This window comes from Saccharomonospora sp. CUA-673 (assembly GCF_001942305.1).
In the GTDB taxonomy this organism is placed as follows: Bacteria; Actinomycetota; Actinomycetes; order Mycobacteriales; family Pseudonocardiaceae; genus Prauserella.
In genome coordinates this window covers 1-19,629 of sequence record NZ_MKKE01000023.1, presented here as the reverse complement: position 1 = coordinate 19,629, position 19,629 = coordinate 1, and the positions used below count along the sequence as shown (strand labels likewise).

The window sequence follows — 19,629 nt, the reverse complement described above, 5'->3', positions numbered from 1 at the left end:
CGGTGCGGTAGCGGGCCCGCCGGGGCGGCGTTCGGAAGAACTTCCGGTGCCGACCGGCGCCGGCAGGTGATCCTCCGGCACAGCGGGATCGGTGGGCGAGGGGTGCTCGCGGACGTGGTCCGCGCGCTGCGGCGCGTCCGCACGAGGTACCGTCAGCGGCATGTCGACCGCACTGCCTACCGCGCCCACGGCGGCACCGGGCCGCCCGTTCGGCCGCGTGCTGACCGCCATGATCACCCCGTTCGACGCCGAGGGGCGGCTCGACGTCGACAAGGCGCAGGAGATCGCCGAGCACCTGGTGGATCTCGGCAACGACGGCCTCGTCGTGAACGGCACGACCGGCGAGAGCCCGACGACGACCGACGAGGAGAAGGCGCGCCTCGTGCGTGCGGTGTCCGAGGCGGTCGGCGACCGGGCGGCCGTCGTCGCCGGCGCGGGCACCTACGACACGCGGCACAGCGTCGAGCTCGCCCAGCAGGCCGCGAAGGCCGGGGCGCACGGCCTGCTCGTCGTCACGCCGTACTACTCGCGGCCCGCCCAGGCGGGCGTGCAGGCGCACTTCACGGCCGTCGCCGACTCCACCGAGCTGCCCGTGATGCTCTACGACATCCCGCCGCGGTCGATCGTGCCCATCGAGGTCGACACGCTGCGCCGGCTCGCCGAGCACCCGCGGATCGTGGCCGTCAAGGACGCCAAGGGCGACCTGCTGGCCGGCAGCGAGGTCATCGCCAACACCCACCTGGCCTACTACTCCGGCGACGACGCGCTGAACCTGCCGTGGCTGTCGGTCGGCGCGACCGGCGTCGTCAGCGTCATCGGCCACGTCGTGGCCGGGCGGATCCGTGCGATGATCGAGGCCTACGAGGACGGCGACACGTCGACGGCGCGGACCAACCACCGCGGCATGCTCGCGGTGTATCGTGCATTCTCCCGCGTCGGCGGTGTCGTGTTCTCCAAGACCGCCCTGCGCCTGCGTGGCTACGACGTCGGCGGTCCCCGACTGCCGCTCGTGCCGGCCACCGAGGAGCAGGTCGAGGCGATCGCCGCGGACCTGACCCAGGCCGGCGTGCCGCTCGACGACTACCGAGCGGAGGACTGGGCCGGCTCTCGTGTCGCGCGTGCGGACGAGGCCGCCGCCTACGTCACGCCCACCACCCACACCAGCGTTGGGACACTGCATCAGTGAGTGAACTCTCGGTCGGCCCGGGGCCGACCTCCGCACCACCCGCACTGCCGGACGGCGCGCTGCGCACCGTCGCGCTCGGCGGCATCAGCGAGGTCGGCCGCAACATGACCGTCTTCGAGTTCGGCGGCCGGCTGCTGATCGTCGACTGCGGCGTGCTGTTCCCCGAGGATCCGCACCCCGGCGTCGACCTGATCCTGCCGGACTTCCGGGCCATCGAGGACCGCCTCGACGACATCGACGGTCTGGTGCTGACCCACGGCCACGAGGACCACATCGGTGCCGTGCCGTTCCTGCTGCGGCTGCGCCCGGACCTGCCGGTGTACGGCTCGACGTTCACCCTGGCGCTGCTGGCCGCGAAGTGCCGCGAGCACAAGCAGAAGCCCGTGCTGGTGGAAGTCTCCGAAGGGGAGCGGCGTGAGGTCGGCGCGTTCGATCTCGAGTTCTTCGCGGTCAACCACTCGATTCCGGACGCGCTCGCCGTCGCGATCCGCACGCCCGCGGGCGTCGTGCTGCACACCGGCGACATCAAGCTCGACCAGCTGCCCCTCGACGGCAGGCTCACGGACCTGGCCGGGTTCGCCCGCCTCGGCGACGACGGCGTCGACCTGCTGTGCGTCGACTCGACCAACGCCGAGGTGCCCGGATTCGTCACCCCGGAACGGGAGATCGGTCCGGTCCTCGACGACGTCATCGGCAAGGTCAACCAGCGCGTCATCGTCGCGTGCTTCGCCAGCCACGTGCACCGCGTGCAGCAGGTGCTCGACGCGGCCGTCAAGCACGGCAGGCGGATCGCCCTGGTCGGCCGGTCGATGGTGCGCAACATGAACATCGCCGCCGAGCTGGGGCTGCTGAACGTGCCCGAGGGGTTGCTCATCGACCTCAACGAGGCGGTGAACCTGCCCGAGAGCAAGGTGCTGTTCGTCTCGACCGGGTCGCAGGGCGAGCCGCTGTCGGCGCTGTCGCGGATGGCGCGCGGCGACCACCGGCAGATCTCGATCCGCGCGGGCGACACCGTGGTGCTGGCCAGTTCGCTGATCCCCGGCAACGAGAACGCGGTGTTCGGCGTCATCAACGGCCTCGTGCGCCTCGGTGCCGAGGTGGTGCACCAGAGCAACGCGAAGGTGCACGTGTCCGGGCACGCCTCCGCGGGTGAGCTGCTGTTCCTGTACAACGCGATCCGGCCGAGCAACGTCATGCCCGTGCACGGCGAGTGGCGCCACCTGCGGGCCAACGGCGAGCTCGCGATCCGCACCGGCGTCGCGCCGGAGAACGTGGTGCTCGCCGAGAACGGTGTCGTCGTCGACCTCGTCGACGGCCAGGCGCGGGCGACCGGGCGGATCGAGATCGGCGAGGTCTACGTCGACGGGTTGTCGGTGGGCGACGTCGGTGAGTCGACGCTGTCCGACCGGTTGATCCTCGGCGAGGGCGGCTTCATCGCGATCACCGTGGTCGTCGACTCGGCGACCGGACGAGCCGTGGGCCAGCCGACCGTGTCCGGCCGCGGGTTCTCCGACGACCCCAAGGCGCTCGACGCCGCGGCCTCGCTCGTGGAGATGGAACTGTCGCGCACCGAGGCCGAGGGCATCACCGACACGCACCGCATCGCGCAGGTCGTGCGGCGCGCCGTCGGCCGGTGGGTCGCCGAGACCTACCGGCGCCGGCCGATGATCGTGCCGACCGTCATCCCCGTCTGAACCGGCCGAGCCTTCCACGTCGTCTGGCCCGTCTGCCGGAACCCGTTCCGCGCCGGGGGTAGTGCCAGCCCGGCGGTGCCGGATTCCTCCCGGTTCGGCCGGGCAGGCTTCACCGCGTGTTCATCCCGCGCTCTGCCGGGTGGGCAAGACTCAGCGGCATGTCGCTGGACTCGCTGGGTGGATCACGGCGCGGCCTGTTGCGGACCGGGTCGCTGCTCGCGGCCGCGGGCCTCGCCGCGCTGGCGCCCGCGCACGTCGCCAACGCGCGCACCCGCACGTCCGCGGGCGCGGACGGATCGTCGGAGACGGTGGAGACGTTCAGCGGGCGCTCGCCGGTGGGCATCCACCGCTGGGAGTACGTGCCGTTCGACGTGGGCCCCGGAGCGCGGCGGATCTCGGTGACGGCCTGGTACGCGGAGTTCGCGGCGCCCGGCATCACATCGCAGGTCCTCGACCTCGGCCTGTTCGACGCCGACGGGTGGGACGTCGGCACCGCCGACGGCTTCCGGGGCTGGTCGGGCGGTGCGCGCCGCGAGTTCACCGTCAGCGCCACCGACGCGACCCCCGGCTACCTCGCGGGCGCGCTCGAACCCGGCACGTGGGCGGTCGCCCTCGGCCCGGTGGTGCTCAACCCGCTCGGCATGCGGTGGGAGCTCACGGTCACCGTCGAGTACGCCGAGCCCGGCCCGTCGTTCGTGCCCGAACCGGCGCCGGTGCGGATCGACGGCACCGGCCACGGCTGGTACCGCGGCGATCTGCACGTCCACTCGGTGCACTCGGACGGCACGCGGCGACCCGAGGAGGTCGTCGTCGCGGCCCGGGAGTCCCGTGTGGACTTCTTCGCCTCGACCGAGCACAACACCAGCTCCGCCAACCACATCTGGGGCCGCCACACCGGCGACGACCTCCTCGTCCTGGCCGGCGAGGAGGTGACGACGCGGCACGGACACTGGCTGGCGCTGGGGATCCCGTACGAGATGTGGGTCGACTGGCGCTACGGCCCTGTGGACCGGGGAGCGTTCGCCGGGTTCGCCGCCGCCGTGCGCGAGGCGGGCGGTCTGGTGGCCGCGGCGCACCCCACGATCCCCGTGCCCGGCACGGCGTGGGAGTTCGGCACGGCGCACCTCGACGCCATGGAGGTGTGGAACGGCCCGTGGAACGCGTTCGACGAGGCCGCGGTCGGGCTGTGGCACACCACGCTGCTCACGGGCAGGCGGATCACGGCGCTCGGCAACAGCGACTCGCACCGCCCCGAACAGCCCATCGGCCGGCCGCAGACGGTGGTCGAGGCCGCCGAGCTGTCCGTGCCGGCGCTCGTGGACGCGATGCGCGCCGGCCGGGCCTACCTCGCCGAGTCCTCGGACGTGACGCTGGAGGTCACAGCCACCAGCGGCGCGGCGAGCGCCGGCATCGGCGGGGAGCTGCCCGTCGCGCGCGGCGCCGAGGTGACGCTGACGGCGACGGTGACCGGTGCGCCGGAGTCGACGCTCGTCGTGCACAGCGCCCTCGGCCCCGGCGGCAAGGCCCACACGTCCGGCGACGGCACGGGCACCCTCACCTGGCGTGGCCGGGGTCGCGCCGCGCGGTTCCTGCGCGTCGAGGTCCGGGCCCGCGCCTGGGCCCGCATGGTCTCGCTGAGCAACCCGATCTGGCTCACCGAACCGCACTGACCGGCGGCGCTGCGGTCCGGGTGGTTGCGGTCCGGGTGGCTGCGGTGTGGGTGGCCGGGGCGGCGGTCAGGCGGGGGCGAGCCGGGAGACGTAGACGAACGCCGGCGGCAGGTTGCGCCACACCGTGGGGGTGATCGCCACGTCGTCGAACGCCTCGCGCAGCTCGTGCAGCTGCCGCTTGGCCGGCGGCGCCCACCGCGTCCAGGTGTAGGTGAACTGGGTGTAGATGCCGGCCGGGGACATGGCCCCGGCGATCGTGTCGATCAGCGACCCCGTGAACGCCGACCAGGGCAGGCCGCTGACGACATAATCCGCACCGGACAGGCCGCGGTCGGCGAGGACGGCCGGCAGGTTGTCGGCCACGTCGGTCACGACCTCGACGTTCGGGCAGCGCCGCGCCAGGTGCTCGGACATCGTCGGGTTCAGCTCGATCGCGATGTGCCGGCCCCGGCCGTCGAGCCTGCGCTGGATCGGCTCCGTGAACGCGCCCGTGCCCGGGCCCAGCTCGACCACCACCGGATCGCCGCCCTCGGGCAGTGCCGTGAGCATTCGCTCGGCCAAACTCGGGGAACTCGGGATCGCCGACGCGTCCGCAGGGGACTACGCAGGAACTCGCGGAGGAACAAGGCACGCTCGGTACTGGGCATGGCCCCATCTCTTCGTGTGGAGGCGAACGGCGCAACGACGCCCGCTGTGCGCGGGACGAACATTGACTGAACCGCACCGCGGGATGCCCGGCAACCGGGCATAGCCGACACCTGCGAGTCCGGTCCCGCGACCGGCCTAATCACGCACGGGCAACGGTTCGCCGATCGGCTGCTTCTTCGGCGACGTCAGCTGCACCAGCAACGCGCCGCCCAGCAGGACCATGGCGCCGAGCACCTGCCAGCTCGTCAACGCCTCGCCGAGCAGCAACCAGGCCGCACCGGTCGCGATCAGCGGTTCCACCAACGCCAGCACGCTCGCCGCCGCGACCGGCAGATGCCGCAACGACGCCGTGCCCGTCGCATACGCCAGCACCGTCGACAGCACCGCGACGGCCACCAGCAGCACCCACACCGGCGGCTGCCACGGCCCCAGCTCCGCCGGTGCCGTCACGACGTCGGCCGGCCACGTCCAGGGCGGTGCCACCACGAACATCGCCACCGCGCCGATCGTCATGCCCCACGTGACCATCCCCAGCGGATGGTGATCGGCCACACCGCGTTCGCCCAGCAGGAAGTACGCCGCCGAGCACACCGCCGCGCCCGCGCCGGCCAGCAGGCCGATCGCGTCCAGCGACAGTCCGGTGCCGACCTGCGCGACCATCGCCAGGCCCGTCAACGCCAGTGCGATGCCCAGCCACATCGGCCACGGCAGTCGCACCCGCCGGACGAACCGCACCCACAGCGCCACCAGCACCGGCGAGGTGAATTCGAGCAGGATCGCCACGCCGACCGGAATCCGCGACGCGGCAACGAAGTACAGCACCTGCACGCCCGCCACGCCGAGCAGGCCGTAGCCGACGAGCAGCCGCCACTGGCCCGCGCGGACCCGCAGCAGCTCCGGTCGCACCAGAGCGACGCACACCAGCAGCACCACCGCCGCGATGCCGATGCGCGCCGCCGCCACCTGCTCGGGAGCCATGCCCGCCGTCATCGCCGGTTTGCCGATCACCCCGGAGCTGCCGAAGCACACCGACGCGACCAGCAGCAGCAACACGCCACGCGGGTAGTGCGGACGGAACGTGGGGGCGGGGCCGGCCGGCCGGGCCGGTCCGCCGCCGGTGGGCCGCTCGGGCCGCGTCGTGGTCATGGGGCAGGAATCCTCGGGATCGGGGCAGCGGGGGAATCAGGGAGAGCTCGGCGCTGAGCGGGGCCACCGGAAGGGCCGGACTCAGACGTTAGCCGCCGGGCCCGTGTGCGCGATTGAAAGTTTTGCCACGCTCACGCAATATCGTTGCGTGACCGATCTCGCGCTCGACGACCTCGACCACGTGCTGCTGGACCTGCTGCAACGCGACGCGTCGCGCACCCTGCGCGACCTCGGCGACGACGTCGGCCTCTCGCCGAGTGCCGTGCTGCGGCGCGTCCAGCGGTACCGCTCGGCGGGGCTGCTCAGTCACAACGTCGCCGTGCTCGACCCGCGGCACGTGCCCGAGGTGATCCTCGCCGTGTGCCTGGTGACCATCGAGGACGACACCCCGGAGGAGGGCCGTCGCTACCGCGCCCGGCTGCTCGAGGCCCCCGAGGTGCAGCAGGCCTACGAGGTCTCCGGCGACTACGACTACGTCGTCGTCCTCGCCTGCGTCGGCATGCGGCACAAGAACGACGTCGCCAAGCGACTGTTCCAGGAGGACCCCAACGTCAAGCGGTACACGACCCTGTTCGTGCTCGACCCGGTGCGCACCGGATCGGCCGTGCCCACCCGACGACCGGGAGAGGTCACGGGCGCCAGGGGCTGACCGCGTCCGTCGGGCGGGTCGGGTCGTGGAAACGCGGCACGTCCGGTTCGTCGCGGCGCAACGGCACGAGCCCCTCGGTGATCGTGCGCATGATCTTCGCGTGGGCCCGCACCGCATGTCCCGGGGTGCCCGCGTCGAACTCGTCCAGCTCGACCGGCTCGCCGAAATGCACCCGGAACGTCGGCCTGCGCAGGGGAGAGGTGAGTCCCGACCGTGCCAACGGCACCACGTCACCCAGCCCGCTCACCGTCTTCGTGCCCCAGTACACCGCCTCGTGCGCACCCCACTGGCTGATCGGCACCACGGGAACTCCCGACCCCAACGCCAGCCGCGCCAGCCCGGTCTTGCCCCGCTCCGGCCACAGACCGGGATCGCGGCTGATCTGACCCTCCGGGTAGACGATGATCGGCGCGCGCGTCGACCGCAGTTCCTCCACGGCCGTGGTGAACTGCTGCACCGCCGACGCCGAACCCCGGTCCACCCGCAGATGGCCGCTGGCCTTGAGCGCGGGGCCCAGCACCGGGGTGTCCAGCAGGCCCCCGGCGAGCATGAACCGCGGTGCGAGTCCGATCGAACGGCACGCCGCCATCAGGACGAACGGGTCGAAATTGCCGATGTGGTTGGCCGCGATGAGCATCGGACGACCCCGCAGCTCGCGGGGCACGGAACCGGTCACCCTGAGTCGACCCGCGAGTCGCACGAGGTTGTGATCGAACGCGAGCATGGCCCGCCAGATCGCCGGAGTCCCCCCGACGGCCGCCGTGTCATTACTGTCCGTGGTCTCGCCCGCCATGCGAGCAGGATGTCACGCGGACGAATGAGCCCCGTCGACCGGTCGGCGACAGCTGTGACATGAGGTTGGTACGGGTGTATGCGCGTGTGGCGGCTGGGACACGGGTGGTCAGCCGGTTACCGTGAACACATGGCAAGTGGGTCGGTGACGAAGGGACGCAGCGGGTCCGGCAAGAGCGGGACGGCCAAGTCCGGCAAGGCGGGGTCCGCGAAAGCAGGGTCCGGTAAGTCCGGACCCGGCTCGAGCGCGTCGCGACGCGCCTCCTCGTCGCGTACGCGCGCCGCGTCCTCGTCCCGGACGCCCGCCCGCAAGCCGGTGAAGACCGGCTCCGCGCGGCGCGGGGGATCGAAGGGCGGCGGCTCGGCCCTGCGCGCGGGCTGGAACCTCGCGGCCAAGGGCGTCGGCGGGCTCGCCAGGACGGTCGGCCGCACCCGGGAACTCGAACCCGAACACCGCAGGGACGGCCTGGCCCTCGGACTGATCGCGCTCGCCCTGATCACCGCCGTCGGCGTGCTGTGGGCCGGCGCCGGCCCCGTGGGCGACGTCGTCGCCATCGGCATGCGCAGCGTGTTCGGTGCCGGCTCGGTGGCCGTGCCGCTGGCGCTGGTCGTCGTGGCCGTGGCGCTCATGCGCTCCGAGCAGAACCCCGACACCCGCCCCCGGCGCGTCATCGGCACGCTGCTGATGACCCTGTCCGTGCTGGGACTGCTGCACCTGATCAACGCCCGTCCACAGACGCACGACGGGCAGATGTACGCCGGCGGCTGGCTCGGGTGGTTCTCCGGCGACCTGCTGGCCCGCGGCGTGACCGTGTGGGTGGCGACGCCGCTGCTCGTGCTCGCGCTGACCTTCGGGGTGCTCGTGTTCACCGGCACCCCGGTCCGCGACATCCCCCGTCGGCTCAGCGAATGGGGCACCGACCCCGACGAGCGCGGGGACTTCGACTACGACGAGTCCGGGCAGTTCGACTACGACGAGGCGGACTACCACAGTCCGCGCGGGCGCCGGGGCGCGCGCGGCGGCGGTGCCGAGGTCGAGGGTGATCCGGCAGCGGTGCGGCTGCGCAAGCCGTCCCGGCGCCGACAGTCGACGGCCGGCGAGCCCGGGGTCGAGTCGACGCTCGACGACATGCTCGAACCCGAGGCCGAGACGGCGTCGGCAGCGGCTGCCGGTACCGCCGGTGCCGGCAAGTCGGCGGCGAGCAAGGCGACCGCGAAGGCGGCGAAGGCCGCCCAGAACGCCGACGCGGACGCGAGACGCGCGCGGAACCGGCACTGTCGATCACCCGCGCCGTCGAGGGCGACTATCAGTTGCCGTCGCCGGAGCTGCTGACGCTCGGCGATCCGCCGAAGGCGCGCAGCAAGGCCAACGACGCGATGATCGAGTCGATCACCGGCGTGCTGGAGCAGTTCAACATCGACGCCCAGGTCACCGGATTCGTGCGCGGACCGACGGTGACTCGCTACGAGGTCGAGCTCGGCCCCGGCGTGAAGGTCGAGAAGATCACCGCGCTGACCAAGAACATCGCCTACGCGGTCGCCACCGACAACGTGCGGCTGCTGGCGCCGATCCCCGGCAAGTCGGCGGTCGGCATCGAGGTGCCCAACTCCGACCGCGAGATGGTCCGCCTCGGGGATGTGCTGCGCTCGGCGAAGGCGGCCAAGGACACGCATCCGATGGTGATCGGCCTCGGCAAGGACATCGAGGGCGACTTCGTCACGGCGAACCTGACGAAGATGCCGCACCTGCTCGTTGCCGGGTCCACCGGTTCCGGTAAGTCGAGCTTCGTCAACTCGATGCTCGTGTCGCTGCTGGCCCGTGCCACCCCGGACGAGTGCCGGATGATCCTGATCGACCCGAAGATGGTCGAGCTGACGCCGTACGAGGGCATTCCGCACCTGATCACGCCCATCATCACCCAGCCGAAGAAGGCCGCCGCCGCGCTGGCCTGGCTCGTGGAGGAGATGGAGCAGCGGTACCAGGACATGCAGGCCAACCGGGTGCGGCACATCGACGACTTCAACACCAAGGTCCGCAACGGCGACATCACCGCGCCGCCGGGCAGCGAGCGGGAGTACCGGCCGTACCCGTACATCCTCGCGATCGTCGACGAGCTGGCCGACCTGATGATGACCGCGCCGCGCGACGTCGAGGACGCGATCGTGCGCATCACGCAGAAGGCGCGTGCCGCCGGCATCCACCTCGTGCTGGCGACCCAGCGGCCCTCGGTCGACGTCGTGACCGGCCTGATCAAGACGAACGTGCCGTCGCGGCTGGCGTTCGCGACGTCCTCGCTCACCGACTCGCGGGTCATCCTGGACCAGCCGGGCGCCGAGAAGCTGATCGGCATGGGCGACGGGCTGTACCTGCCGATGGGCGCGGGCAAGACGATCCGCATCCAGGGCTCGTTCATCGGTGACGACGAGATCCAGGCGATCGTCGACTTCACCAAGCAGCAGGCCGAACCCGACTACACCGACGGCGTCACCCAGGCCAAGGCCGACGAGAAGAAGCAGATCGACGAGGACATCGGCGACGACCTCGACGTGCTGCTGCAGGCCGCCGAGCTGATCGTGACCTCGCAGTTCGGCTCGACGTCGATGCTGCAGCGCAAGCTGCGGGTCGGCTTCGCGAAGGCGGGCCGGCTGATGGACATGCTCGAAAGCCGCGGCGTCGTGGGCCCGTCGGAGGGATCGAAGGCCCGCGACGTGCTCGTCAAACCCGACGACCTGCCGGCCACCCTCGCCTTCATCCGCGGCGAGGACCCCCCGACCGCCGACGACGAGGACGACGCCCCCACCCCCTGAGCCCGGTGCTCCCGACGGGCCCTCGGGAGTCAGAGCTCGAGGAGCATGCGGGTGTTGCCGAGGGTGTTGGGCTTGACGAACGGCAGGTCGAGGAACTCGGCGACGCCGGTGTCGGGGGAGCGGCGCATCTCCTCGTAGACCTCGGGGTCGACGGGCGGGGCGTCGATCACGCGGAATCCGCGGCGGCCGAAGAACTCGGTCTCGAACGTCAACACGAACAGACGCGGCAGGCCGAGGCTACGGGCGAGGTCGATCAGCGCGGACACGAGCGCGTGGCCGATTCCCTGGCCGCGGGCGGAGCGGTCGACCGTCACGGTGCGGATCTCGGCGAGGTCCTCCCAGAGCACGTGCAGCGCGCCGCAGCCGATGACGTCGCCGTCGCGTTCGGCGACCCAGAACTCCTGCACGGCCTCGTAGAGTGTGACGAGCTCCTTCTCGAGGAGCACCCTGCCGGAGTCGGCGTCGACGAGACGTTTGATCGCTCGGACATCGGCGATACGCGCGCGGCGAATGATCGGTGACTCCACCGTGCAAACGCTAGCTGGCGGGTTGCGACGACGCCGCGATGGCCTGGTCGTTACTCTTGTCGGGATGTCTTCCGCTGATTCCGCTCCCGCGCGCAGGGTCTCCCTGCTGACGCTTGGCTGCTCCCGCAACGAGGTCGATTCCGAGGAACTCGCGGGCCGGCTCGCCGCCGGTGGCTGGGAGCTGGGGGGCGAGCCTGGCGAGAGCGACGTGGTGGTCGTCAACACGTGCGGTTTCGTCGAGTCGGCGAAGAAGGACTCGGTGGACACGCTCCTGGCCGCCTCGGACACCGGGGCGAAGGTCGTGGCCGTCGGCTGCATGGCCGAGCGCTACGGCAAGGAGCTCGCGGAGAACCTGCCCGAGGCCGACGCGGTGCTGGGCTTCGACCACTATCCCCACCTCGCCGAGCGGCTCGACGACATCGCCGCCGGCCGCACGGTCGACTCGCACACACCGTCGGACCGGCGCAAGCTGCTGCCGATCAGCCCGGTCGAACGGCCCGCGGCCGCCTCCGACGTCGAGGTGCCGGGCCACGCGGGCTGGGGCCCGCGGGTGCTGCGGTCGCGGCTCGACGACGCGCCCGTGGCGGCGTTGAAGATCGCGTCCGGGTGCGATCGGCGCTGTTCGTTCTGCGCCATCCCGTCGTTCCGCGGTTCGTTCGTCTCCCGCCACCCCGACGAGGTCGTGGCCGAGGCGGAGTGGCTGGCGACGCAGGGTGTGCGGGAGTTGTTCCTGGTCAGCGAGAACTCGACGTCCTACGGCAAGGACCTGGGCCGCGAGGTGGGCGGTACGCGCGCGCTGGAGGCGCTGCTGCCGCGGTTGGCCGGTATCGACGGCATCGAGCGGGTGCGCGTGTCGTACCTGCAGCCCGCCGAGACCCGCCCCGACCTGGTCACGGCCATCGCGACGACGCCGGGTGTGGCCGACTACTTCGACCTGTCCTTCCAGCACTCGAGCGAGGCGGTGCTGCGCCGCATGCGCCGCTTCGGATCGACCGACTCGTTCCTGGCGTTGGTCGACCAGATTCGCGAGCAGGCGCCCGAGCCGGGATCCGCACGAACGTCATCGTCGGCTTCCCCGGCGAGACCGAGGAGGACCTGGCCGAGCTCGAACGGTTCCTCACGGGTGCGCGGCTCGACGCGGTGGGCGTGTTCGGCTACTCCGACGAGGACGGCACCGAGGCCGAGGGCTACGACGGCAAGCTCGAGGCCGACGTCGTCACCGAACGCGTCGCCCGGATCTCCGCGCTGGTGGAGGAGCTGACCGCCCAGCGGGCCGAGGACCGCATCGGGACCGTCGTCGACGTGCTCGTCGAACAGGCGCCCGGCACCGACCCCGCCGACGACATCGAGGTCACCGGCCGGGCGGCGCACCAGGCCCCCGAGGTCGACGGCGAATGCGTCGTGCTGGACGCGGGCAGCGTCAAGGTGGGTGAGCTCGTGCGCTGCGAGGTCGTCGACAGCGCGGGCGTGGATCTCGTGGTGCGCCCCGTCGGTGCGGACGCGGCGCCATGACCGCCGGCAGCGGTGACGCGGCCGCGGGCGATCCGGGCAACCCGGCCGTGCCGGCCACCCCTGCCGCCCCGTCGACGTGGAACGTGGCGAACCTGCTGACCATTCTGCGGTTGGTGTTGGTGCCGCTGTTCGTGGTCGCGCTGTTCGTGGCAGGCACCGACGACGGCGCCGAGGGCGTGTGGCGCTACGTGGCCGCCGGTCTGTTCCTGCTCGCCGCGCTCACCGACAACGTCGACGGGTGGGTCGCGCGCAGGTACGACCTGATCACCGACTTCGGCAAGATCGCCGACCCGATCGCCGACAAGGCGCTCATCGGCGCGGCGCTCGTCGGACTGAGCATCCTCGGCGAGCTGCCGTGGTGGGTGACGATCGTGATCGCCGCCCGCGAACTCGGCGTCACGCTCCTGCGGTTCTGGGTGATCCGGTACGGCGTGATCCCGGCGAGCCGCGGCGGCAAGGCGAAGACCCTGGCCCAGGTCGTCGCGATCTTCATGCTGCTGTTGCCGCTGCCCGGTGTGCTCGACGTCATCAGCTGGGGCGTGCTGTGGGTGGCCGTGGCGCTGACCGTGGCGACCGGCCTGGACTACCTCGTGCGTGCGGTGCGGCTCCGGCTCGCTGCCCGGCACGCCGTGTCTTGAGGGGGCGGCGCTCGTGACCGACGCGGACCTGCCGCGGTGGCTGGTGGATCGGCTCACCGGTGCCGGGCAGACGGTGGCCACCGCGGAGTCGCTGACGGCGGGCCTGGTGTGCGCGACGCTGGCCGAGGTGCCCGGGTCGAGCGCGGTGCTGCGCGGCGGGCTCGTGGTCTACGCGACCGAGCTGAAACACCGGCTGGCCGGCGTGTCCGAGGAGCTGCTGGCCGCCCACGGCGCCGTGCACCCCGAGGTGGCGGTCCAGCTGGCCGACGGGGCGCGCGGCCGGTGCGAGGCCGACTGGGGGCTCGGGCTCACCGGGGTCGCCGGGCCGGCCCCGCAGGACGGTGTCGACCCGGGCACGGTCCACGTCGCGGTGTGCGGGCCCACGGGGGCGTGGCCGCGTACGCTGGAGATCTCGGGCGACCGGGATGCGGTGCGCAAGGGCGCCGTGGTCGGTGTGCTCGAACTGCTCGCGGAACAACTGGGCCGGCCCGAGCGTTGAGCTCGGCAGGTGTTCGCCGATGGCGGACGGGCCGCACGAATCACTGTGCGGTGTCGGTCGCGGTCGGTACCGTGGGCGCTAGTCGAAGGGAGGCGCGTGATGACCGTGCTGCTGCGTGAAGCGATCGGTGACCGGCTCCGGCATGCCCGCACCACGAGGCAACGGACCCTGAGGGACATCTCGCGCGCCGCGAGGGTCAGCCTCGGCTACCTCTCGGAGGTCGAGCGCGGCCAGAAGGAGGCCTCGAGCGAGCTGCTCGCGTCCATCTGCGAGGCCCTCGACCTGCCGCTGTCCGACCTGCTGATCAGCGTCGCCGCGGACGTGGCCGCCCTCGACGTCGTCGAGACCGTGCCGACCGACGGCGCCGGCGCCGCCGCGCCCGACGGCAGGCCCATCGCCGAGGCGTCCGCCGACCGTCCGGCCGGCGCCGAGGGTTTCGAGGGCGGTTCGCTCATCGCCGGCACCATCGTCGGCAACGACATGGGCGAGTTCTCGCTGTCGCCGGTGCTGCGGACCACGATCCCCCAGGCGGACGCGAAGGCCGTCCTCGTCGCCTGAACGGGCGTGACGCTGCATACGGGACCGGATACGCGGTGTCGTCCGGGGTAGGTCGGGGGAATCCCTGAAATCCTCCGGGGTCTTGTGGAAGGACCGTCGCCGACCTGACACGATGGAACCCGATACCGGGGGTCGCACGTTGCCAGGTGACCGGCGAACGGGGACAGCACCGGACCAGTAAGCCCGTGGGACGTGGAGAAGGCAGGCGGAGAGATGGCCAACCCTTTCGTGAAGGCGTGGAAGTACCTGATGGCGGCGTTTTCGGCGAAGGTCGACGAGAACGCCGACCCGAAGGTGCAGATCCAGCAGGCCATCGAGGAGGCGCAGCGTAACCACCAGGCGTTGTCGCAGCAGGCGGCGTCGGTGATCGGCAACCAGCGTCAGCTGGAGATGAAGCTCAACCGCCAGCTCGGCGAGGTCGAGAAGCTGCAGTCGTCCACGCGCCAGGCTCTCGTGCTCGCCGAGGAGGCGCGCGCCAAGGGCGACGAGGCCAAGGCCCAGGAGTACGAGACCGCCGCCGAGGGCTTCGCCGCCCAGTTGGTGACCGCCGAGCAGAGCATCGAGGACCTCAAGACCCTCCACGACCAGGCTCTCCAGGCCGCCGACCAGGCCAAGCAGGCCGTCGAGCGCAACGCCAGCATGCTGCAGCAGAAGCTGGCCGAGCGCACCAAGCTGCTCTCGCAGCTGGAGCAGGCGAAGATGCAGGAGCAGGTGTCGGCGTCGCTGAACCAGATGACCCAGCTGGCCGCGCCCGACAACACGCCGTCCCTCGAGGACGTGCGCGACAAGATCGAGAAGCGCTACACCACCGCCGTCGGTTCGGCCGAGCTCGCCCAGAACTCGGTGCAGGGCCGCATGCTCGAGGTGCAGCACTCCACCACGCAGCTCGCCGGGCACAGCCGTCTCGAGCAGATCCGCGCGTCGATGAACAGCGGTTCCTCGGCCGCCCAGGTCACCGACGGCGCCGAGTCGGCCGCGTCGGCCGGGACCACCCAGACCCCGACGGCTGCCTCGTCGTCGTCCTCGTCGTCGGCCACGTCCGAGATCCAGGGCGAGATCCAGAAGCGCGTCCAGGCCGAACAGCAGAAGAACCAGGCGTGAGGCTCCGAGCCGCAGGGTTCACGACTCTCCCGGGAGAGGTGTGGTCATGACGGGCAAATCGGGCAGGCGGGATTTCTCCGAGCTGACGGCCAAGCTCGAGAAGCACATCGAACGTCTGCCCGACTATGCCGAGAAGGCCCAGCGGACGGTGCAGAAGTACCGGCGGCCCTCCGGCGGTGACCAGTCCGCCGGAGGCGCCGACACGTCCTCGACCGGGACCTCGGATGCGGGGGCTTCGGGGTCCTCGGAATCGGGCGCTTCCGGCTCTGCCGGGAGCGCGCAGTCGCCGCTGTCGAAGCTCGATCTGACCGTCGTGCACGACGTGCGCGACAAAATCGTCCGGTGGAACTCGCCCGAGGCCAAGCATCACCGGCGGGTCGAGTGGAACCGGCGCATGCTCACGCTGTGGACGGTCCTCACGCTGTGCTGCGTGCTGTGGGCACTCGGCGGCTACTTCGGCCTCGCCGGCCCGTACGAAGGCATCGAGGGTGCGCTGAGCGGCTCGTTCGGCACCGTCGTGTTCGGCGCGTTGGCGGTGTCGTCCGGGGCGAAACGGCGCCGCCTCAAGCGCGTCGAGCCGGCGAAACGCGCCCCGGCATCGATCCTGCCGCCCAACGGATCGGCCGCCCGTGAGCCGATGGAGAAGTTGGCGCGCAACGAGCGCACCATGACCGACCTGCTCGACCAGCTGGCCCGGCCGCAGAACGGCGCGCCGTCCGGCTTCGACGTCGAGGACGCCCGCACGGCCGGGATCGACGCCTCGGCCGCGCTGCGCGGACTGGCCGCGCGGCTCGAGTCGATCGAACGGGCCCGCGATGCCGCGCCCGCGCGGGAACGCGGCGGCCTCGAATCGGCCGTGACGACCTTGCGCGGCCAGCTCGACGAGGGCGTCGAGAGTTACGGCGCGCTCGTCGCGGCCGCCGGCCGGGCACTGGCGGCCAGCAACGACGGCCTGACGCCCGCCAAGGACGCCCTCACCGACGCCACCGACCGGCTCGCCGGCCTCGCCGCCGCGCTGCGCGAACTGTCCTAGCGTAACCGGCGGAAATGGCGGGTTAACGCGCCGACGCCGTTGTCGGAAACGCGTGCGCGGGATTCTCGTGAACAGCATGGGCGTGCGGACAACCCGATTCGCCGGTGGCGGCGGTGGGTATCCGACGCTCGGAATTGGCACTGTCACGGGCGAAAGGGCAGCGGCGTGCATCCATTCCCGATGGAAACGGAATCCTTTGTCGTCCCTCCGATCAGCGCTTATCAACGAACCGTCGCCGCATACGAGGGAATGACGCGCGGGCGGCGAGGTCCGAGTTGGCTCACGCTCCGCGGCCGGGAGGACGTGCTGGTCGAGGCGAAGATCGTCGACCAGCGCGGGCAGAACGGCGAGAACCTGCCGCTGGCCGGCACGATCGTCGCGGCCGCGGAGGCGGGCGAGCACGGGCAGCGACTGGTCCAGGCCGGTGCCGTCGTCCTGGGACATGTCGATGCGACGGGCGCCGCCGAACTGGCCGGCGATCCCGACCTCGGGGTGCTCGACGCGGTGCTGACGCCGCGCTGGCCGCGCCGCAGCGGCGGGCTCGTCGCGTTCCGGCCGACCACCGGCCTGCTGCCGGGAAAGGCCGCCTCGCACGTGCTGGCGGCCGACGTGGCCGTGGCCCAGCGGGTGGCCGCGGCGGTCACGGGTCCGAGCGCGCACGGCCCGAGCCGGACGTGGCCGCCGGCCGTGCGTTTCGGGGCGGGCGACCACCCGCGCATCGCGGTCCCCGACATCGACCCGGAGCTGCGCCCGGCGTTCGCGGCGACCGTGGACACGCTGCGCGCCGTGGGCGCCGACGTGTCGACGATCGACCTGGCGGCCGGCCTGCGCCGGTGGAAGAAACGTGGGGCGGTGCCGTTCGAGGAACTGGACGCCGTCGTCGTTCCGCTGGCCGGTGCGCTGCCCACACCGACGACCGTGCTGGGTGGTCTGGACCTGGCGGCCGCCGCCGTGACCGACCGCAGCGGCGCGGAACTGGCCGTGCTGACGCGGGCGTTCGACGACCAGGTGGCCCTGGACGTCGTGGCGCAGCTGACCGGGGTGCAGGCCGAGGATCCGTTCCCCGACACCGGCGTCGAACTCGTGGTGTTCGGCGCGTACCTGCGTGGCCAGCCGCTCAACGACCGGTTGACGGCGATCGGCGGCCGGTTCGCCGGATTCGCCGAGACCGAGGGGCGGTACCGGATGGTCGTCCTGCCGGGCGAACCGCCGCAGCCCGGGGTGCTGCGCACCGCGGACGGCGGCGGGACGGTGACGGGGGAGCGGTGGATCGTCTCCGAGGCCGGACTGGGTCGCTTCCTGGCGGGGCTGCCCGAACCGATGACGCTCGGCGGGATCGACCTGGCCGAGGGGCGTACGGCGACCGGACTGCTGTGCGACCCGGTCGCCGCCGGCGACGCCACCGACATCACCGACTACGGCTGTTGGCGGGCCTACCTGCGCTATCTGAGCACGCGGCGCTCCAGCACCCGAGGCCGCGACCACCGGGCCGGCGGCCGGGTCAGTAGGCGGACGGCCAGCGTGCCCGCTCCGCGGCAAGCGTGCGGTTGATGCGCCGCACGAGCGCCGGTCCGTGCAGGGCGAACGCGGTGTAGACCTGCACCAGCGCGGCGCCGGCGTCGAGCATGGCCTCGGCATCGGCGGGGCCGCCGATGCCCCCCACGCCGATGATCGGCAGCTCTCCCGAGGTCTGCGTGTGCACGAAGCGGACCACGTCGAGCGCACGGCGCGTCAACGGCCGGCCGGACAACCCGCCCTGCTCGGCGGCGACGGGCGTGTCGGCGGACGCCAACCCGTCCCGGCGCAGCGTCGTGTTCGTGGCGATGATGCCGGCGACGCCGTGGTCGGTGCACACCTGCAACAGCTCGCCCAGAGCGTCGTCGGTGAGATCGGGGGCGACCTTCACCAGCAGCGGCGTGCGCGGTGCGGTGTCGCGCAACGCGGCGAGGATCTCGGCAAGCGAATCGCGGTCCTGGAGGGCCCGCAGCCCGGGCGTGTTGGGCGAGCTGACGTTGATCGCGACGTAGTCGGCGAACGGGTGCAACGCCTGCAGCGACGTGCGGTAATCGGCGACGGCGTCGTCGATCGGGGTGACCTTCGACTTGCCGATGCTGACACCCAACGGCACGTCGGGACGACCGTCGCGCCCCAGGCGCGCGGCCAGCGCGTCCGCACCGCCGTTGTTGAAGCCCATCCGGTTGATGACGGCGTCGCTCGCGGGCAGTGCGAACAGCCGCGGACGCGGATTACCCGGCTGCGCGTGCCGCGTGACCGTGCCGACCTCGACGAAACCGAAACCCAACGCCGGCCAGGCACGCAACGCCCGCCCGTCCTTGTCCATGCCGGCCGCCAGGCCCACTCGGCCCGGGAACCGCACACCGAACACCGTCACGGCATCGTCGGCGGCATTGACCCGCCGCAGCGCCTGCCGGACCGTCTGCGGCGCCGAACCGAGCACCGACAACGCCTGCAGGGCACGTTCGTGGACCCGCTCGGCGTCGTCGCCGTGCAGGCGGTACAGCGCGGGGCGGACGAGACTGTCGAAAAACACCCGTTGATGGTGCCCTACGCGCCCGCGCCGGGTGGGGTAAGCCCCCGATGCGACTCCCCGACGTCGTCAGCCGCCGGGGCCCGTGGTGGACCCGCCCACAGGAACATCGAGGGCCGGTGACTGCCTGGTATTCGCCAGGCAGCACACGGTGGTCCGCATGCCGTCCTAGCGGACAGCCACCTCACGAGTCCTATAGCTGTACACCGTCGGACCACCTCCTTTCTCGTGTACCACCGACCGTAGGCCCGTGCCGGGAAGCGGAGCAACGGAGTTTTCGGCGCGCGGGGGTGCGGGGGGGGCGCGGTCGGGTGGGGTGCGGGTGGCGGTGCGGGTGGGGTGCCGTGTCAGCACCTCACGTCGCCGTGTCAGCAACTCACGTCGCCGTGTTGGCGTTCTGTGTCGGCGTGTTGGGGACTGGGTGTCGGGTGCGGTCTGTGCCGTGGGGGTTTCGGTGCCTCGCCGGCGGGCAGGTCTCCGGGATGGTGGGGCGGCGTTGCCGCTGGTCCGAAGTGTCATCCCGTCGACCTCGGTTTCGTTTATCACACTGCAGTCAGGGCGCAAGGGATTGTTTCTTGGCTGCTGGTTTTGTTTTGGGTTGCGCCCGTTGACTTGACAGT

Annotated in this window: 15 protein-coding genes and 2 pseudogenes; 12 read left to right on the top strand and 5 right to left on the bottom strand. The window is 71.9% G+C overall.

Annotated elements, in window-relative coordinates:
• Positions 1-160: 160 nt before the first annotated feature.
• From dapA to BJF85_RS12650, 3 genes are all read left to right on the top strand, one after another.
• On the top strand, positions 161-1,186 hold the full coding sequence (dapA, locus tag BJF85_RS12660; RefSeq protein WP_075847620.1) for a 4-hydroxy-tetrahydrodipicolinate synthase: 1,026 nt from the start codon (positions 161-163) through the stop codon (positions 1,184-1,186).
• The gene (locus tag BJF85_RS12655) at positions 1,183-2,880 is read left to right on the top strand and encodes a ribonuclease J (protein WP_075847618.1); all 1,698 of its coding nucleotides are present in this window, start codon (positions 1,183-1,185) and stop codon (positions 2,878-2,880) included. The genes dapA and BJF85_RS12655 overlap by 4 nt, the downstream gene beginning before the upstream one ends.
• Positions 2,881-3,038: 158 nt before the next feature.
• The gene (locus tag BJF85_RS12650) at positions 3,039-4,550 is read left to right on the top strand and encodes a CehA/McbA family metallohydrolase (protein WP_083666317.1); all 1,512 of its coding nucleotides are present in this window, start codon (positions 3,039-3,041) and stop codon (positions 4,548-4,550) included.
• A 66-nt stretch (positions 4,551-4,616) separates the two neighbouring features.
• Here the strand turns inward: BJF85_RS12650 and BJF85_RS12645 are convergent, their stop codons facing one another.
• On the bottom strand, positions 4,617-5,099 hold the full coding sequence (locus tag BJF85_RS12645; protein ID WP_255375591.1) for a class I SAM-dependent methyltransferase: 483 nt from the start codon (positions 5,097-5,099) through the stop codon (positions 4,617-4,619).
• 234 nt (positions 5,100-5,333) lie between these two features.
• Entirely contained in the window at positions 5,334-6,344 is a 1,011-nt protein-coding gene (locus BJF85_RS12640) for a DMT family transporter (RefSeq protein ID WP_075847617.1), read from the bottom strand.
• A 148-nt stretch (positions 6,345-6,492) separates the two neighbouring features.
• Here BJF85_RS12640 and BJF85_RS12635 point away from each other — a divergent pair, with 148 nt between their 5' ends.
• Positions 6,493-6,993 (top strand): Lrp/AsnC family transcriptional regulator, encoded by a 501-nt coding sequence (locus BJF85_RS12635; RefSeq protein WP_075847616.1) that lies wholly within the window; start codon positions 6,493-6,495, stop codon positions 6,991-6,993.
• On the opposite strand, the gene BJF85_RS12630 is transcribed toward BJF85_RS12635, so the two are convergent.
• Positions 6,974-7,717 carry a 1-acyl-sn-glycerol-3-phosphate acyltransferase gene (locus tag BJF85_RS12630; protein WP_083666331.1) on the bottom strand — a complete coding sequence of 248 codons (744 nt, stop codon included), beginning with the start codon at positions 7,715-7,717 and terminating at the stop codon, positions 6,974-6,976. The genes BJF85_RS12635 and BJF85_RS12630 overlap by 20 nt on opposite strands.
• A gap of 435 nt (positions 7,718-8,152) precedes the next feature.
• On the opposite strand from BJF85_RS12630, the pseudogene BJF85_RS12620 reads away from it, so the two are divergent.
• Positions 8,153-10,593: pseudogene (locus BJF85_RS12620) on the top strand (DNA translocase FtsK 4TM domain-containing protein).
• A gap of 29 nt (positions 10,594-10,622) precedes the next feature.
• Here BJF85_RS12620 and BJF85_RS12615 read toward each other — a convergent pair.
• Positions 10,623-11,120, bottom strand: coding sequence for an amino-acid N-acetyltransferase (locus BJF85_RS12615; protein WP_075847611.1), 498 nt, complete (start codon positions 11,118-11,120; stop codon positions 10,623-10,625).
• 64 nt (positions 11,121-11,184) lie between these two features.
• Between BJF85_RS12615 and rimO the strand changes: the two are divergent.
• The 7 genes and pseudogenes from rimO (at position 11,185) to BJF85_RS12580 (ending at position 18,012) form a co-directional block, all read left to right on the top strand.
• A pseudogene (gene rimO, locus BJF85_RS12610) lies at positions 11,185-12,632 on the top strand (30S ribosomal protein S12 methylthiotransferase RimO).
• Positions 12,629-13,270, top strand: coding sequence for a CDP-diacylglycerol--glycerol-3-phosphate 3-phosphatidyltransferase (gene pgsA, locus BJF85_RS12605; RefSeq protein ID WP_075847609.1), 642 nt, complete (start codon positions 12,629-12,631; stop codon positions 13,268-13,270). The pseudogene rimO and the gene pgsA overlap by 4 nt, the downstream one beginning before the upstream one ends.
• Positions 13,271-13,283: 13 nt before the next feature.
• Positions 13,284-13,769: a CinA family protein gene (locus BJF85_RS12600; RefSeq protein WP_075847668.1), complete on the top strand. Its 486-nt coding sequence runs from the start codon at positions 13,284-13,286 to the stop codon at positions 13,767-13,769.
• A gap of 99 nt (positions 13,770-13,868) precedes the next feature.
• Positions 13,869-14,327, top strand: coding sequence for a helix-turn-helix domain-containing protein (locus tag BJF85_RS12595; protein ID WP_075847607.1), 459 nt, complete (start codon positions 13,869-13,871; stop codon positions 14,325-14,327).
• 213 nt (positions 14,328-14,540) lie between these two features.
• Positions 14,541-15,428: a PspA/IM30 family protein gene (locus tag BJF85_RS12590; RefSeq protein ID WP_075847605.1), complete on the top strand. Its 888-nt coding sequence runs from the start codon at positions 14,541-14,543 to the stop codon at positions 15,426-15,428.
• A 46-nt stretch (positions 15,429-15,474) separates the two neighbouring features.
• Positions 15,475-16,461, top strand: coding sequence for a hypothetical protein (locus BJF85_RS12585; RefSeq protein ID WP_075847666.1), 987 nt, complete (start codon positions 15,475-15,477; stop codon positions 16,459-16,461).
• 249 nt (positions 16,462-16,710) lie between these two features.
• Positions 16,711-18,012, top strand: a complete 1,302-nt coding sequence (locus BJF85_RS12580; protein ID WP_075847603.1) for a hypothetical protein — start codon at positions 16,711-16,713, stop codon at positions 18,010-18,012.
• Here the strand turns inward: BJF85_RS12580 and BJF85_RS12575 are convergent.
• The gene (locus BJF85_RS12575; RefSeq protein WP_075847601.1) at positions 17,963-19,012 is read right to left on the bottom strand and encodes a quinone-dependent dihydroorotate dehydrogenase; all 1,050 of its coding nucleotides are present in this window, start codon (positions 19,010-19,012) and stop codon (positions 17,963-17,965) included. The two genes, BJF85_RS12580 and BJF85_RS12575, sit on opposite strands and share 50 nt — an antisense overlap.
• Between the last annotated feature and the right edge of the window lie 617 nt (positions 19,013-19,629).